Raw genomic sequence first — 15,943 nt, 5'->3', positions numbered from 1 at the left:
CCCGCCGCCAGTCGGGAGCAGCGTTATAGCAGCACTTCAGAGCCCCTTGGGGGACATTCGGGGTCACCCGCCGGCAATGGTGCGAGTCAACAAGCTGCTGACGCGGCAATAAAAAACCCCTGCCGGAGCAGGGGTTACGACGCCGAGGGGCACTCGGTGTCATCGAAGGGCAAAGATGCCCAAAAATGGAGGCGGCGGGAATCGAACCCGCGTCCCGTAACATTTCCACGCCTGCTTCTACGTGCGTAGTCGACTCATTTCCGCTTTAACCCTTGCGCCCCCTGTCGACCGGGTGCATCGCGGGCAAGCCAGGAACGGTTTTAAGCTCGGGCGTACCCGGCGGTGACCCGAGCCGGTTCGGAATTGGTGACCAACTTTTGGGCCTCTCCGACGAAGACCCGCAGTCGGGGCTGTCTAGTTCTTAGGCAGCCAGAGCAAAGCTATCTTCGGCAATTGAAGATATTGGTCAGCTTTTTACGTGGCCAACTGACCAACCACGGCACGCCGCATGCGCTTCAACCTGTCCGGTCGAACCCTGTTCGCCCCCGGGTTGTAGCGGAGGGCACCTTTGGGCAAGGCGCCCTCGATCGCGACATCACCATCATACCAGCGCGCGAACGGTCGAACATGGCCGGTTTGGGAAGGGGCACCCTTCGTCGATAACTGCCAGAGGAGGGTGCCGCAGACCTTCTGCAGGACCCTCTTCTCACCAATTTGCGCCGCTTGCCGGACAAAGCCAGCGCGCACGCCAGCGGCAAAGATTCCTGCAAGAAACCAGGCGCGGCAAGACATTTGTCTGTGGCGAGGCGCAGGCGTGGCGCGCGCTCGGCAACCTCGCAACCAAACTGGGGGGCTGCTTCAAGTACGGGCCTTCCAGGCGGGCAGATTCATGGCGAACACGAGATTCTCGACCATGGAATCGAACCGCAAACCTACGCTGAGGGCGAGCACAGCCTCCAGACGGCCGACGCCGACGCGCGATCAGGACGCTTCCGTGATCAATTCCGAAACAACGTCCCCGTCGCCACGCCCCAGGGTTCCGCGGCCTAACGGTGCGTCGCCGGCAACGCGATTCTCGGGAGGCCAGGCGATCGACGAGCAGTTGCTCGCCGACATCAACGCCGGCGATCGCTCGGCCTATGCGGCGTTTTACGATCGTCATGCTTCGCGGATTCTAGGTGTTCTCATTCGCGCCTTGCGGCATCGTGCCGATGCCGAGGACGTGCTACAGGATACGTTTCATCAGGTCTGGCGTTCGGCCCATCAATACTCGGCCGAGCGGTCCAGCCCCGAAGTATGGCTTATGCTGCTGGCGCGTTCGCGGCTGCTCGATTTCGTGCGTCGCCGGCGCCCGGATGCGACGGGATCGCTCGTTCAGACCGAAGCCCGTCCTATCGACCCGCTTGCCGAGTTGGTTCGTGTCGAATCGGCGCAGCGCGTTCGCGTGGCCCTGGACAAGCTGCCTGAGGAGCAGCGTTCGGCCATTGCGCTGTCGTACTTCAACGGGCTAACGCATCAACAGATCGCCGAATTCCAATCGATTCCACTGGGTACGGCAAAGACGAGAATCCTGCTGGGAATTCGCGCGCTGCGAAAGTCATTGCAAGGGCTGCGAGAAACCTCGTCTTAGCCGGCCCTTGACTGGCGTTACGCGGTCGACCGCGTAACCGCGGCCTGCCGCTTGGCAATTTCCTTTGCGAACCCTAAAAACCGCGGCTATCATTAGGAAATCTTAATCATCGCGGTACATCCGAAGGCTGCGGTCGTGCGTATCTGCCTGAAGGCAACGGACACGCTCGCGTGCGATCGGTTGATCACTGCGTCCTTCAGGGGTGTGCGCAGAGCAGGGCACGCGGGCAGGGGAAGCGGGAATGGCTTGCCGCGAGCAACCAGCCGATCGGACGCGGGGCAATCGCAGATCACCGCGCGCCTTCAGCCTGGTCGAGCTGCTGGTAACGATTGCCATCATCGGCATTCTCATTTCACTACTGCTACCGGCCGTACAGGCGGCGCGTGCCGCCGCGCGACGCACCCAATGCACCAATAATCTCAAGCAAATTGGCCTGGCTCTCGTTGCTTATCACGACGCCCAATCAGTGCTGCCGCCGGGCTATATCACCAACCTGACGCCGGCCGGCGTCGAAACGGGGCCGGGCTGGGGGTGGTGCTCGATGATCTTGCCACAACTCGAGCAGACAGGGCTTTGGAGCGGACTGAACATGTCCCTGCCGATCGAGGATCCCTCGAACAAGTCGGCCCGACAGACCACAATGCCGACGCTATTGTGCCCGGCGAACGAGATCTCATATCCCGCCTGGCCAGCCGAAGTGCGCGACGCCAGCGGCAATCCGACCCGTTTGATTTGCAAAGTAGCATTCGCACCCTACATGGGCATGATGGGGCCGACCGACGCCAGTCCGATCGGCGATGGGCTGTTCTTTCGCAACAGCCGGCTTCGCTTTGCGGATATTGTCGACGGCGCCTCCCAAACCATCGCGGTCGGCGAGCGTGCCTATGTCATTGGCGAGGGGACCTGGGTCGGGGCCGTTACCGGGGCCTCGCTATTTCCGGACCCGACCGAAGGCGAGATCTCACTGCCTAATAAGAAGCCTAGTTCGGGCATGATCCTGGGCTACGCTGGCGCCAATGGTCCAGGAAGCCCGCAGAGTGAAATCAATCAGTTTTATAGCCTGCACGGGGCCGGCGTGAATTTTCTTTTTGCCGATGGGCATGTCGAATTCCTGCCAACTTCGCTCGATGGCGCGGTCTACAACGCACTTTCGACCCGCTCCGGCGCCGAACCGGTTAGTACGCCTCGCAATTAGGCACAGGTAAATTCGGCAAGGGGTTGGGGCATTCGAAACAGGCGCGATGCGTCCCGGCGGTGAGGGCATCCGCCCGGCGGTGGCGAGTTTTTCGCCATTTTACTGCAAGGCTTTGCCTCGCTGGCGACATTGGTGTATGGCGGTACGCGGGATCCCGCCCGGTGTGTTATGAAATAGGCCCTGCCCGCAGCGGGGCCCAGGTGCGTAGCCGACCATGACGTGGCGAGCCCTCCAGCCCAGGTCTCCACGGGCGGCCGGCTACGCACTTGTTTTAAAACCGTGGCAGCGCGTGTGCCCCATGCTCGAGCGTGCGATGCAGACCCTTCCGCTTATTATCCGGCGCAGACGAGATGGTGCAGGCGCTCCCCCGTGCTTGACGTGGAATCGTTCGCGGCGCAGTTGACCGGCTCGTACCGACGACTCTGGTTGATTGCCGCGGCCATTACTGGTGACCGCACAGAGGCCGATGACATCGTGCAAGATGCGGCGCTTGTGGCGCTGCGCAAACTGGACGAGTTCACGACCGGAACAAGCTTCTCGGCCTGGATGTCGCAAATCGTGCGGCTCACCGCCCTGAACCACTTGAGAAAATCCAACCGCCAAAGCACCCTGCCCACCGATCCGCTAACGCTCGATCGCGTGGGTACATTGGCGCCAACGCACCGCAATAGCGACAACAGTACCGTCAGCCAAGAAGGCCATCTCGCGCAGCTGCAAACGGAATTCGACGACGAAGTGCTGGGAGCACTGCAAAGCGTCAGCGACATCGGGCGTGCCTGTCTACTGCTGCGGATCATCGAACAATTGTCCTACGCCGAAATCGCCGAAGCCCTGCAGATTCCGCAGGGAACAGCTATGAGTCACGTGCACCGAGGTCGCGAGCAATTGCGACAACGACTGCAAGGCCGATATTCCCCTAGCCTCGACTCACCGGACAAGACAACTCCACTATGAGCGGTCAGCCGTACAATTCCCTGCGCGAACAGCTCGATGCGTACCTCGACGGTACGCTGCCGGAGCCCGCGCGCAGGGCGTTTGCGCGCGAGGCCGCGTTATCTCCGGAGTTGACGGGCGAGTTGGCTTTGCAAAAGCGCATTGATCAAGTGCTCGTGCATCGGTTTGCTCCTCCCGCGGCGCCGACCGATCTGGCGGCGCGGCTGCGCGAGGCGGCCACCGTCACCACCATTCTCTATGCAAGGCCACGGCGAAGGCGCTTGCCGCTCGCGGCCGCGGCCGTGGCCGCGGTCGTCGCCTGGGCGATCTTGGGCTGGCAGTTCTTTTCGCCTGCCAATCGGCCGCCGGTCTATAACCCGCGGCTTCCCGTGGCCACGATCTACAACACCCGCGTCGCCGAAGGTTTCAAACCAACCTGGGTCTGCGAAGACGACCATATCTTCGCGTCGACGTTCAAAGAACGGCAAGGGCAGGGCTTGCTGCTGGCCACCATGCCGCCAGGGAGCGGCATGGTCGGGCTCGCCTACTGCGGCGGGATGAGCCGCTATACAACGACGATGCTCGCGCGCGTTGACGGCAAGCCCGTCATGGTTTTTGTCGACCGGAAAGAAAACGAGGAAGACGGCGTCATTCCGCCCAGCCCCGATAGTGGGTTGCACCTGTTCCAGAAAGAGTTGGGCAATCTGGTGCTGTACGAGGTGACGCCCTTTGATGAGCCGCGCGTGATGGACTATCTATACGCCGCCGAAGTGCCACCGGCCAAAGCGGCCGAACCCGGCAAACAACAGCCGGCTCCTGCCGCGAAATAAGAGCGCGAGCGCGAGATCATCGTTTCGCCAGCAGCAGAATGGTCTGCAGGTAGCGAAACGCGTATCGCCCCGGCTCGGCGGCCAGGCGCTCTTTCATCCGCTCGTAAATCGCGGGCACAAGTTCAGGACCGTAGGCAGAATCGAGCACGCCGCGCAGGATGGGCTCGGTAAAAGCCTGGGCGAAGCCGACGTAGCGCTTTACGTACGTTGCCAAATCGCCGGACTGTTCATATTCGACCGCGAATGGGACCGCCACTTCCTGCGTCTCGGCCCGCTCGACGGCAAAGGCATCACGTAGCGGACCGGTAATGTCATCAACCGGCGCGAGCATTTCCTCGACGGTGCGAAAGTAGATCGGCATCGTCACCTTCGCGTACGCCGCCCGATCGAGCCGACCGGCGCTGATCAGGTCGAGACATGCGTCATGCACCAGGTCGTACAATCCTTCGCCTGTGCAATATTCCTGGTTACTTCCTGGCTGCGATACCAGGAGCCGCCCGCCGCGAGCCAATTCGCCGGCCCGGCAGCGTAAGAATTGCTCGAGATTGCCTTTCGCCAGCCGGGCAAAGGCCTGGGCCACGGTCGGCGGCACGCGTATGTCCGCGCGGTGCGAGCGTGGCCCCAGGTAGACGACAAAATTCTCCAGCGGCTCGGCGGGCAAGTGGTCGAGCCACAGCACCGCGTTGAATGACATGGCTAGCTGAACAGTCGCCGGCGGCAAAAGCGATTCGTAGAACGAGCCCCCGATCGCGGCGCTAAAGACGCCGTCCTCCGCGGCTGGCAACGCTTTGGCGCCGGCAAGATTGGCGAACAGTTGATTGAAGTTGTTGGTCGAAAGATCGCTGAACACCGCCCAGATCGGATGCGCGGCGCCGCGACGGCGCAAGGCCGTGATCGCCTGCCGCATGGCCCGCAAGGCGTTACTTCCCTCGGACGAGCCGTAGTCGGCGATCGTGAGCGGCCGGCCCACCTCGGGCAGCGCCAGCCGCTCGGCAGCTTCATCGATCCAGGAGAGCAACGCCTCGATCGCGGCGCGTTGCCCTGAAGAATTGGCATCGTAGAATCCGTCCCCCTTCATCCCACTTGTACTCGGCATCGCTCGTGTCCTCGATCCTAATCCTGCAGAGGGCCCGGGATCATATCCAAGCCGGCTTTTGCAATCGTAGCACGACCCGCCGGGTGCGAAACCTGCCGGCGTGGCCGTGGTTTAATGTGAGCGACGTATACTAACGGAAGGCGAAAGCTTATCAGCAAAAAAAAAGGTTGGGAGTTCCCTCCATGCAGGCTGCAATTCTCCTGGCGGCGATTGCCTTAACCGCCACGCCCGAGCATCTCCATTGGACGGTCGACGATACGAAGCGCGAGGCTCTGGTCTATGCACCACGAGGCAAGACGACCGAGCCGGCGCCGCTCGTGTTCGTTTTCCACGGCCACGGCGGTAGCAGCAAGAACGCGGATCGGTCGTTCCATCTCGAGGACGTCTGGCCCGAGGCGATCGTGGTCTATCCACAGGGACTGAATACACCGACGCGGATCGATCCGCAGGGCAAGCGCCCCGGCTGGCAGATCTCGGCCGGTGCCCAGGATGATCGCGATTTGAAACTGTTCGACGACATGCTGGCCACGATCAAGGAGAAGTACCGCGTCGACGAGAACCGAATCTACGCCACGGGCCATTCCAACGGCGCGATTTTCACGTACCTGTTGTGGAGCACGCACCCCGACCTTTTCGCGGCGGTCGCGCCGTCGTCAGCTCCACGGGGTCAGGTGGAATTGTCGAAGCCGCTGCCGGTCTTCCACGTCGCCGGCGTGCAGGACCGCATTGCTCCCTTCGCTTTGCAGCAGGCGACCCTGGCCGACGTCCGCAAGCTGAACGGCTGCAGTGACAAGGGAACCGAGTGGGCGCCGGGTTGCACGAGCTATCCGTCGAAAGCCGGCACGCCCCTGGTGGCCTTCATTCACCCGGGTGGCCACGTCTTTCCGAAAGAAGCCCCGGCCCTGATCGTGCGGTTCTTCCAGGAGCACGCGCGCGATGTGGCCGCGGATTCTCGGCCAAGATGACGGCCGCACTATGGGTCGTTAGAGTGATGGCAGTGGGTGGCTGGTCCGCTGCAAACCGAACACGACGTTCACTCATGCCGACGGCGAGCATGTCCTTTCTCTGGCCCGATTCGTGGCTTGTCGTTGTCCTCGCGCTTGTTCCTCTCAACGTGCTGGCGATCGTGCTGCACGAAACGGGTCACGCGATTGCCGCCCGGCTGATGAACTTGCGCGTGTTGTCATGGGGCGTGGGGATTCGACGGCCTTGGTTTCAAGCGCGCATCGGCCGAAGCGTCTTCTACATCGCGCGCCCTATCACCATGGGGTTGACGCTGCATCTGTCGGAACGCATCGGACGCCAACCACGTCAGCAATTCTGCTTCATTCTAGGTGGACCGGTGGCGACATTGCTGGGACTGGCCGTCGGCCTGGCACTCCATTTCGCGGGAGTCGACTCTGATATTCTCACAACTTGGATTGGAATTTCGGCCCTACTCGCGCTTGTGTGCCTTGTCCCGTTTCGCGCGCGGGGTCGCCACATCGAGCTGGATAACGATGCCCGGCAGTTGCTGGATATTGTCCGCTACGGCGCACAACAAAAAACGCCACAGCTTGGCGCCTCATTGAAAAGCATGAAATCCGTCGCTGAGCTGCTAGCCGACTTGGGGCAGTCCGACGGCGCGGCGGTCTACGACGCCTGCACGGCGCTCGTTGAAACGCAGCTTTCCGATCCAGTGGCAGCGGCGGAATCGCTGGCCAGGGCCGAATCGCGCGGCGCGGGGAAGACCGCGGTATTGGACGTGCTTATGCCCTTGGTTTCGGCTGCGATCGCCGTTGTCGAAGAGCGGCCGGACGCCGATGAACTGCTCGACCAGGCTATCGCTCACCCCGCAGATGATGGTGCCGTGCGGATTTATTGCGACGCGCTTCGCGCCTACCACGATCATGGTCGGGGTTTCGACGTGCAACCGCTCGTGGACGACATGCATCGCCGCGCTGTCGCTGCCGAGCGTGCCGACTGGCTTGCCGAGGCAGAAGTTGCCCATTTCCAGTTTGGCTCTCAGACCGATGGCGACGCCGAATCTCAGTATCGCGACCTTATCCAGCGACACTCACGATATTTGTGCCGCGCGACAACCTGCCATTTGCTCGCGATTACAGCCGAACGAGTTGCCATCGCGGGCAACTATGACCGCGCCCGAGTCCTTATCACCGAAGCCGAAGAATTGGTCCAAGCCGAGGCCGCCACGATTGGCTCCGAGACAACGCGGGCCGCATTCGTGACAAGCGCGCTGGCCCCGATTCGCCGGGCAACCGCTGCGCTACCCGATGTTTTCTCCGCGTCTGACGAACAAAAGATCCTCGAACAGGCTCCCGCGAAGCCCGAACGTCCCGAGCCGGTCTCGCGAGGGCGATTCTTTGGCTGGGTGACTGTTGCCTTGGCGAGTGCCTGCCTGACGCTGGCTATTGCCGGTCGGTGGTTGCTGGCGATCGACCCTCGACAGGACATCTATCACACCGGGCCAGCCGTTGTGTGCGCTCTTCTTGTAGTCCTCTTCTGGTTCGCGAGTTTGATAACGACCTGCATCTCGCTGTTGCGCAGCGAGCGCCGCTTCCGGCTGTTGATCCTTTCGGCGGTGCTGGCCGTGGCATCGCTGGTAATCACACACGTGATCATGGAAGTCCCTGAGCCACCCCAGTTCCATTGGTCTCCTTCGCCGGTCACCACGGAAACCGGGGAAGCAGACGCCCCTTAATCTGCAATCCTTGCCGCTCGGTACCGCAGCATTTAGACTTGTCGCACTCGTCCCGCCTGATCTTCCATCCCGCCCACTTGCCGCGAGTCCCCCATGATTTGCTCTCTTCGTCGCGCGATTCTTGCTTCCGTATTCGTTTCGGCCGCGTGCTTCGCCACGACGGCGATAGCTGCCGCACCTAACACACTCACGCCGGAAGAGCTCGATGACGGCTGGATTCTGCTCTTCGACGGCGAAACCACCTTTGGCTGGCACGCCGAAAAGAAGGCTGACTGGAAAGTTGCCGACGGCGCGATCACGGTCTCGTCCGGCGAGCCGGGCCTGTTGGCCACGACCAGCGAGTTTGCCGACTACGAGCTGAAGCTCGAATTCCGCGCACCGCGCGGCACCAATAGTGGCGTCTTCTTGCGCACGCCGGCCGTGCCGACCGATCCGGCCAAGGATTGCTACGAGCTCAACATCGCCGATCCCGATACCAGCCCCTTCTACACAGGCAGCTTCGTCGGCCGGCAAAAGGCTACCGAATATCTTCACAGCGACGATTGGCAATCGTTCGAGGTCACGGCCCGCGGCGGCCACTTCGTCGTCAAGGTCGATGGCCGGCAAGTGCTCGACTACACCGACCCCGCGCCCTTGGGTCGCGGCCGCATCGGGCTGCAACTGAACAAGGGCCCCGTGGCGTTTCGCAACATCAAGCTCCGGCCGCTCGGCTTGGAATCGATCTTCAACGGCCGCGACCTGACGGGCTGGAAGGTCTTCCCCGACAAGAAGAGCGTCTTCACTGTCACGCCCGAGGGTGACCTGAACGTCAAGAACGGCAACGGCCAGATCGAGACCGAAGGGCAATGGGCCGACTTCGTCTTGCAGCTTGATATCTTCTCGAACGGCAAGTTCTTGAACTCAGGGATCTTCTTCCGCACGATTCCCGGTGGTTTCTGGCAAGGCTACGAAAGCCAGATTCAAAACGGCTTTCTGCTCGATCGTGCTCGACCGATGGATTACGGCACCGGCGGCATCTACAACCGTCAAAAAGCTCGTAAGGTTGTGCCGGACGACTTCGTCTGGTTTCACAAGACGTTGGTCGTCTCGGGCGATCACATGGCGGCCTGGGTCAACGGCTACCAGGTGAGCGACTTTACCGACACGCGCCCACCGAACGAAAACGCCCGCGATGGGCTACGGCTCAAAGCCGGCACGCTAGCGATCCAGGGACACGATCGGACCACTGATCTGTCGTTCCGCAAGATTCGCATCGCCGAGATGCCGGCTCGTTGATCGCGTATGCTGCACGATCGGCAACGTGACGCGTGATGGTCGATCCGCCGCCTGCTTGTACTTTTTTTCACAAGCGCGGGCGCCCAGTCACGACGACTAGCCGTCCAGCGGATGGCTGGCAATCTCGCCGCAAACTTCTTTGACGGCACGACCGCGCGCAGAGTATGCTTTTTGAGGAGCATTCGCTCACGCGGAACAGAGAGGCGGAGAGCGTCGCAACGCATTTCGCCCACGCCCATTTTCGAGGGAGCCCGCGATGACGCTGCAAGACATTCTCAATGTCAAAGGAACGCACGTCTACACGATCGACGAATCGGCCACGCTGGACGACGTCGTCCAGAAGCTCGTCAAATGCAACTGCGGATCTTTGGTCGTGATGGGGCGCCGTGGCGACAGCACGCAAGACCGCATGGTGGGAATCATCACCGAGCGCGATATCCTTCGCGCGTGCGCCGCGCGCCGCAGCCCGCTCGAAGAGACGCCGATCACGGCCGCCATGACGTGCGACGTGGTCACCGCCGCGCCCGGTGATTCGATCGAACAGACCATGCAGCTCATGACTGAGCGCCGCATGCGTCACCTGCCCATCGTGCAGGGCGAAGACCTGGTCGGTCTGGTCTCGATCGGCGACCTGGTCAAATCGCACCACGAGCAGTGCGTTCTCGAAAACCACTACCTGAAGACGTACATTCAGGGGTGACGGGCCGGTGCGGCATTTGGCGATTTGGTAGTGAAGGGTGTGGAGTTGCGCGCCATTCCCCGCGCCCCTTGAGCACCCAGGCGCGCCCATTTAGACTCAATTCGTCGCTTCTGCCTTCGTCTACTCACGTACCACCCGCCGCATGACCGACGTTCGACCTATCCGCGTAGTTCTAGCCAAGATCGGGCTCGACGGGCATGATCGCGGCATCCAGGTCGTCGCCCGGGCGCTCCGCGATGCCGGCATGGAAGTCATCTATACCGGCCTGTGGCAAACGCCCGAGGCCGTGGTCCGCGCGGTCGAGGATGAAGACGCCGACGTCGTGGGCATCAGCCTTCTCTCGGGCGCTCATCAAACGCTCGTGCCGGTGCTGATCGACGCGTTGAAAGCGCGCGGGCTCTCGCACGTGCTGGTGATCGTGGGCGGGATCATTCCGGCCGGCGATATTCCGCGTCTGATCGAGATGGGGGTCGGCAAAGTCTTCACCCCCGGCGCGGGTCTGACCGAGATCGCCGACTTTATTCGGGGCGCGGTGCCGAGGCCGGGCGTGTCGGCCGGCCCTTAGATGCCGCGCGAATCAGCGCCATCACCGCCCCGCGGATGCCTGGCGACAAGGACGGCCACGCCTGCGTCACGCTCGTCAGCTCGACGCTCAATTCCGTGTCAGCCTGCAGGGCGGCCGCCGGATTCCCCTCGGCCACCAACGTCGGCAGTGCAGTGTTTCCCGACGCAAAGAGCGGCTTCGCGGGCCCTGCCTTGCTACGCAGATCGCACGGTGTCACGCGCCGGCCGGCGGATCGCTTGCCCTGCGACTCGACGGCCGGCTTGGTCTGAAAAACGCGCGTCGAACCGTCGACCGCCACGACGCGCCACACTTCGCGCGTCTCCCCCTCGGCGCCCCCCACCGGCCGGCCCACGCCCGTCACGACCTCGACTACTTCGCCGGCCGTCGGGCCCACCGTTTCGACAGTCACATCGTTCGACATAAAACCCGCTTTGCGCAACGATCCAGAACCAGAAACGCGAGACACGTGACGAAGCCGAGCCGAGACGCGTGCGGCCCACAGCAATCAGGGAAGAAGTTCCGCCGCCCGACGGAACCGAGCGTGTAGGGGCCGCCTGCTCGCTTCGTGTATCGGTGTATCGTCGCCTGGATTCGAGGCGGGCGACGATTTCGATTTTTTTCCGAACTTTCCTGGAGTGCGGAGAAAGACAGGCGTCAGCCCGGCGCGGCGCGGACCGCCGGCGCGAGAACGCTTCGGCCGCCGGGACTACTGCTTCCTTTACTTAGCCGGCCCGCTTGCGGGCCGCTTCCTTTTCCGGCGGCGCCGAAACGGGGGGCGAGCCCCCCGGCTAACTAGGCGCGCCGTCCACCGGCGCCACGACGTATCTCCAGCGCTGCCGTGCAGTCCCCGCGGCCAAAACAGCACCACATTTGACAAACGCGCCCGCGCCGATACGATGACCGGAACAGGGCCGAACCTTTTGTCTTGCTTCAACTTCGGTTCGGCCGCACGCATCTTTTCTTGCTACACGGAGGCCGTCGCCAGTGGCAACCCAGTTTGAAAGCGCTCGGGCCGGTACGATCACGCCCGAGATGGAATATGTGGCCGAGCGCGAGCAATTGACCGCGGAGCTGATTCGCGACGAGGTGGCCCGCGGCCGCATGGTCATTCCCGCCAACACGGTCCACCTGGCCGGCCGGCTCGAGCCGATGTGCATCGGCATTGCCGCCAAGACAAAGATTAACGCCAATATCGGCAACTCGGCCGTCACCAGCGACGCCGCGGGCGAGCTGGAAAAGCTGCACACGGCCGTCCATTTCGGTTCCGACACGGTTATGGACCTGTCGACCGGCAAGGACATCAACCGCATTCGCGAGGCGATCATCGCCGCCTCGCCCGTCCCGATCGGCACCGTCCCCATTTACCAGATGCTCGAAGAGCTGGGGGGCGAGATCGAGGATATGCGGCCGCAGCACTTCCTCGACATGGTCGAGCATCAGGCCAAGCAGGGCGTCGACTACATGACCGTCCATTGCGGCGTGCTGCTCGAGCACCTGCACCTGACTATGGGCCGCGTCACCGGCATTGTCAGCCGTGGCGGATCGCTAATTGCCAAGTGGATGATGGCCCACCGCCAGCAAAACCCGCTCTTCACGCACTTCGAAGACCTGTGCGACATCATGCGCCAGTACGACGTGACCTGGAGCCTGGGCGACGGGCTGCGGCCCGGCTCGATTGCCGACGCCAGTGACGATGCCCAGTTTGCCGAGCTGAAGGTTTTGGGCGATCTGGTCAAACGCGGTTGGGCGAAGGGGACGCAGGTCATGGTCGAAGGGCCGGGCCATATCCCCATGGACCAGATCGACATGAACATCAAGAAGCAGATCGAGTGGTGCCACGAGGCTCCGTTCTACGTGCTGGGCCCGTTGGTGACCGATATCGCGCCGGGCTACGACCATATCACAAGCGCCATCGGCGCGGCCTTGGCCGGCTGGAGCGGCGCGGCCATGCTGTGCTACGTCACGCCCAAGGAGCACCTGGGCTTGCCCGAGCAGGACGACGTGCGGCAGGGGGTGATCGCCTATAAGATCGCGGCCCACGCGGCCGACCTGGCCCGGCACCGCCCCGGCGCCCGCGACCGCGACGACGCGCTGTCGCGTGCCCGGTTCGCGTTTGACTGGAACGAGCAGTTCCGGCTGTCGCTCGACCCGGAAACCGCCCGGCGGATGCACGACGAAACGCTGCCGCAGGACACGTTCAAAAGCGCGCATTTCTGCAGCATGTGCGGCCCGAAATATTGCTCGATGAAAATCACCGAGCAAATCCGCGAAATGGCGGCCGAAGCGCCGCTGACGCCGGCGGTCGTGGAGTTGGAGGCGACGGCGTCCCTGCGGGACGGCCGCTAACCGAGCGTCATTCAACGTTTAACGGCAGCCCCGCAGGGGCGCCAGTATTTTTGAGCCGCCCCACAGGGGCGCCCGTGTTATTCATCGGCCGCACGTGACATACCATGCCCGTCGCCGCGTACCACGTAATCATCACGAATTATGGGTTCTGGCTCCCCAACGACCCACGCGGGTCGTGGTCCGATTACGTCCGCTCGTGGGAACTGTACGTCGCCGGCGGCGCAGCCACGAAAGTCACCACGCGCCGCTCGGTCGCCGCGGTACCGCATGACCGAACAAGCCGCGAGCGCGCCAAAGCTGCACTCGCACGGCGCCCGGTCGTATTCACCGGAAGACAAGCGCAAGCCGTGGGCGCCGGCTTCGCCTTGTTCGTTGCCCGCTCGGCTTTACGAGTTTTCGCCTGCGCGATCATGCCTCGGCATACACATCTGGTGATCGGCCGTGCGCGCTACAAAGCCGAGCAAGCGACGAACCTACTCAAAGGGGCGGCGACCACGGAATTGACCCGGCGCGGTTTACATCCGTTCGCCAATGCACCGTACCGGAACGGGCGGCTCGCGACACCCTGGGCACGTAAGCAGTGGATTTGCTACTTAACAGGCGACACAGAGATCCGCCGGGCTATCAGTTATGTCGAGTGCAACCCAAGCAAAGAGGACTTGCAAGAGCAGCATTGGTCGTTTGTCGTTCCTTATGACGGTTCAGCCAATACGTGACAAGACGCTGCCCCACACTCCCCTTGACCTACCTGCCCTAACTCGCGATACCATAACGTTTTCGCAGTAGCCGCGGCCGTTGGGAGTTTCGAGCCATGCTTTCCAAGAACGTTCAGCAAGCCATTAACGAGCAGATCAATGCCGAGCTCAGCTCGTCGTACACCTATCTGGCGATGTCGATCTTCTGCCAGCGGCAGAACTTCATCGGCTGTGCCCACTGGCTGCGGGTGCAGTCCGAGGAGGAGTACGGCCACGGCATGCGGCTGCTGGATTTCTTGCTGGCCCGCGACGGCGATGCCGAGCTGAAGAGCGTGACGAAGCCCGACACGAGCTTCGCATCGATCGCCTCGGTCTTCGAGCAGGCGTTCGAGCAGGAGCAGCAGGTCAGCAAGAAGATCGACGACCTGTACGAGCTCGCCCTCAAGGAAAAGGCCTTCTCGGCCCTGGTCGAGTTGCAATGGTTCATCAACGAGCAAGTGGAAGAAGAAGAGACCGCCCGCGAAATCGTGGGCAAGTTCCACCTGGTCAAAGGTGACCCGGCCGCGCTCTTGGATATCGATCGCGAATTGGGCGGCCGCGTCGAAGGCCAAACCGGCGGCAAAGGACGTCGCACGAGCGCCAGCGGCTGAGCGGAAGAAGCGCTGATCGCGGAGTGATGAGTGATGAACGCGAAAAGAACGCAGCCGCGGTGTCGGACGGCCAAGTGAGGCGGAAAGCATTTTGCATTGCCTCCGCGCTGAGAGGCGTCAGCCTCCCGTGCATTCAGTCCCCCTAGGGGCGAGATCGTGTCGCCGTGGGCGCGAGCCTACGGAACGGGATCAAAGTCTTCGTCGTCAGCCCCGGTAGAGGCCGTATCGAGATTGCGAGGGGCGAACAATTTCCAATGTCGCCCCTGCGCAGGGCTTGTGACATCGACGCTCGCCACAGGCGACTCGCGCATTCCATGGGTGGCTGTGCGCTGTCATGCACAACGCATCCTGGACGAGCCACCCGTGGCACCCTATTGAGGCTTCGGAACCGTTGTGAATCGAACGCGCGCTCACTTCGCGTCGCGGCGTGCCTGCGTGCGTTTGCCTTGCGATTTGATATGTGCCCGCAGCCGGGTCGTTTTACCGCTCTTGGCGACGCGGGCTTGCTTGGCCGCGGTGACGGCTTGACGCTGCTTCCCTTTGCTGATGCCCAGTTGCACAGGAGGCCGGCCCTTGGTCGGCTTGACGGGCGGGGCCTTCAGGCGCGAGGCGCCCTTCTTTATCGGGGGGGCCGGAGTTGCCACCGCCTCCTGTTCGGGTACAGCAGTTTTCTTCGCTTTCGGCGCCGGCACTTCGCGACGCTTCTCGACATTGATCAAATTCTCGGCGGCAGCCATCCCTTTGCGCACCGCGGCGCGCGTCGCGCGATGCTCGGCCGCGCGGCGCTCTTTGGTGATCTTAGGGCGTGACTTGCCCGCGGGAGCCGCGTCCCCCTTGTCCAACTGCGCCAGGCGGGCGTCGAAGCGATCTTGTGCTTCGCGAAAGATCTCTTCCTTCAGGTTGGAATTCGTCGCTGCTTCGGCGTTGGCCGCCTTGCCGCGCGGTTGGCGGCGGTTCAGGTCGCGCCATTTGTCGCGCAAGGCTCGCGCGCGGTCAGCCAGTTTTTTGACCTCGGCACGGTCGAGTCGCGCCAGGTCGGCCTTACGGCTGGTGCGTACTAACGAAGCCTCGGCCGATGTACAAAGAGCCTTCACCTTGGCGGCAGGGACGGTCATAAGTCTGATTCCAGAAGGGAGAGAAGGGATCCGCGTCGGAGCGATCGCAATTCGTGTGCTCTGGCCGATGGTTTCAACCATCGCCATGGGCCGAGTGGTTGGCACAACCTGGTTTTCTTGCCGGCGCTCGCGAGACAACGCGAAGCTTACCAAACGTCTAATTCAAGGATAGGCCGTGGTCGCTCAGCGGACGCAATGCAGGAGCCATTCCA

Annotated in this window: 15 protein-coding genes and 1 other RNA gene; 12 read left to right on the top strand and 4 right to left on the bottom strand. The window is 62.6% G+C overall.

Translation table 11 applies throughout. The features are described from left to right. Positions 1–183: 183 nt before the first annotated feature. Positions 184–547, bottom strand: a transfer-messenger RNA (tmRNA) gene (ssrA, locus tag VHD36_16875). A 447-nt stretch (positions 548–994) separates the two neighbouring features. Between ssrA and VHD36_16870 the strand changes: the two genes are divergently transcribed. The 4 genes from VHD36_16870 to VHD36_16855 all read left to right on the top strand — a co-directional run bounded on the left by VHD36_16870 (position 995) and on the right by VHD36_16855 (position 4,588). After that, positions 995–1,630 (top strand): sigma-70 family RNA polymerase sigma factor, encoded by a 636-nt coding sequence (locus VHD36_16870; GenBank protein ID HVU89000.1) that lies wholly within the window; start codon positions 995–997, stop codon positions 1,628–1,630. 241 nt (positions 1,631–1,871) lie between these two features. Then, positions 1,872–2,825, top strand: a complete 954-nt coding sequence (locus tag VHD36_16865; GenBank protein HVU88999.1) for a DUF1559 domain-containing protein — start codon at positions 1,872–1,874, stop codon at positions 2,823–2,825. A gap of 369 nt (positions 2,826–3,194) precedes the next feature. Beyond that, on the top strand, positions 3,195–3,779 hold the full coding sequence (locus tag VHD36_16860) for an RNA polymerase sigma factor (protein HVU88998.1): 585 nt from the start codon (positions 3,195–3,197) through the stop codon (positions 3,777–3,779). Next, entirely contained in the window at positions 3,776–4,588 is an 813-nt protein-coding gene (locus VHD36_16855; GenBank protein HVU88997.1) for a hypothetical protein, read from the top strand. Before VHD36_16860 ends, VHD36_16855 begins: the two co-directional genes overlap by 4 nt. Positions 4,589–4,604: 16 nt before the next feature. Here VHD36_16855 and VHD36_16850 read toward each other — a convergent pair whose 3' ends face one another. Beyond that, positions 4,605–5,684, bottom strand: a complete 1,080-nt coding sequence (locus VHD36_16850) for a hypothetical protein (GenBank protein ID HVU88996.1) — start codon at positions 5,682–5,684, stop codon at positions 4,605–4,607. Between the two features lie 182 nt (positions 5,685–5,866). On the opposite strand from VHD36_16850, the gene VHD36_16845 reads away from it, so the two are divergent. From VHD36_16845 to VHD36_16825, 5 genes are all read left to right on the top strand, one after another. Next, a complete protein-coding gene (locus VHD36_16845; protein ID HVU88995.1) occupies positions 5,867–6,649 on the top strand; it encodes an alpha/beta hydrolase-fold protein in 783 nt (260 codons plus the stop codon). Between the two features lie 89 nt (positions 6,650–6,738). Next, positions 6,739–8,385 carry a site-2 protease family protein gene (locus VHD36_16840; protein HVU88994.1) on the top strand — a complete coding sequence of 549 codons (1,647 nt, stop codon included), beginning with the start codon at positions 6,739–6,741 and terminating at the stop codon, positions 8,383–8,385. 93 nt (positions 8,386–8,478) lie between these two features. Next, positions 8,479–9,660 (top strand): DUF1080 domain-containing protein, encoded by a 1,182-nt coding sequence (locus VHD36_16835; protein HVU88993.1) that lies wholly within the window; start codon positions 8,479–8,481, stop codon positions 9,658–9,660. Between the two features lie 256 nt (positions 9,661–9,916). Then, positions 9,917–10,360, top strand: coding sequence for a CBS domain-containing protein (locus tag VHD36_16830; protein ID HVU88992.1), 444 nt, complete (start codon positions 9,917–9,919; stop codon positions 10,358–10,360). Positions 10,361–10,502: 142 nt separating this feature from the next. Then, on the top strand, positions 10,503–10,925 hold the full coding sequence (locus VHD36_16825; GenBank protein HVU88991.1) for a cobalamin B12-binding domain-containing protein: 423 nt from the start codon (positions 10,503–10,505) through the stop codon (positions 10,923–10,925). On the opposite strand, the gene VHD36_16820 is transcribed toward VHD36_16825, so the two are convergent. Beyond that, entirely contained in the window at positions 10,879–11,346 is a 468-nt protein-coding gene (locus VHD36_16820; protein HVU88990.1) for a hypothetical protein, read from the bottom strand. The two genes, VHD36_16825 and VHD36_16820, sit on opposite strands and share 47 nt — an antisense overlap. Before the next feature lie 563 nt (positions 11,347–11,909). Here VHD36_16820 and thiC point away from each other — a divergent pair. The 3 genes from thiC (at position 11,910) to VHD36_16805 (ending at position 14,616) form a co-directional block, all read left to right on the top strand. Beyond that, positions 11,910–13,271, top strand: coding sequence for a phosphomethylpyrimidine synthase ThiC (gene thiC / locus VHD36_16815; protein HVU88989.1), 1,362 nt, complete (start codon positions 11,910–11,912; stop codon positions 13,269–13,271). 104 nt (positions 13,272–13,375) lie between these two features. Beyond that, positions 13,376–13,987, top strand: coding sequence for a hypothetical protein (locus tag VHD36_16810; protein HVU88988.1), 612 nt, complete (start codon positions 13,376–13,378; stop codon positions 13,985–13,987). 95 nt (positions 13,988–14,082) lie between these two features. Continuing rightward, positions 14,083–14,616: a ferritin gene (locus tag VHD36_16805; GenBank protein ID HVU88987.1), complete on the top strand. Its 534-nt coding sequence runs from the start codon at positions 14,083–14,085 to the stop codon at positions 14,614–14,616. 410 nt (positions 14,617–15,026) lie between these two features. Here VHD36_16805 and VHD36_16800 read toward each other — a convergent pair whose 3' ends face one another. Continuing rightward, the gene (locus tag VHD36_16800) at positions 15,027–15,731 is read right to left on the bottom strand and encodes a hypothetical protein (GenBank protein ID HVU88986.1); all 705 of its coding nucleotides are present in this window, start codon (positions 15,729–15,731) and stop codon (positions 15,027–15,029) included. Between the last annotated feature and the right edge of the window lie 212 nt (positions 15,732–15,943).

It is taken from the genome of Pirellulales bacterium (assembly GCA_035546535.1).
GTDB lineage: Bacteria > Planctomycetota > Planctomycetia > Pirellulales > JACPPG01 > JACPPG01.
Note: the sequence above shows the minus strand (reverse complement) of the source record. Positions and strands in the feature narration are given on the sequence as shown.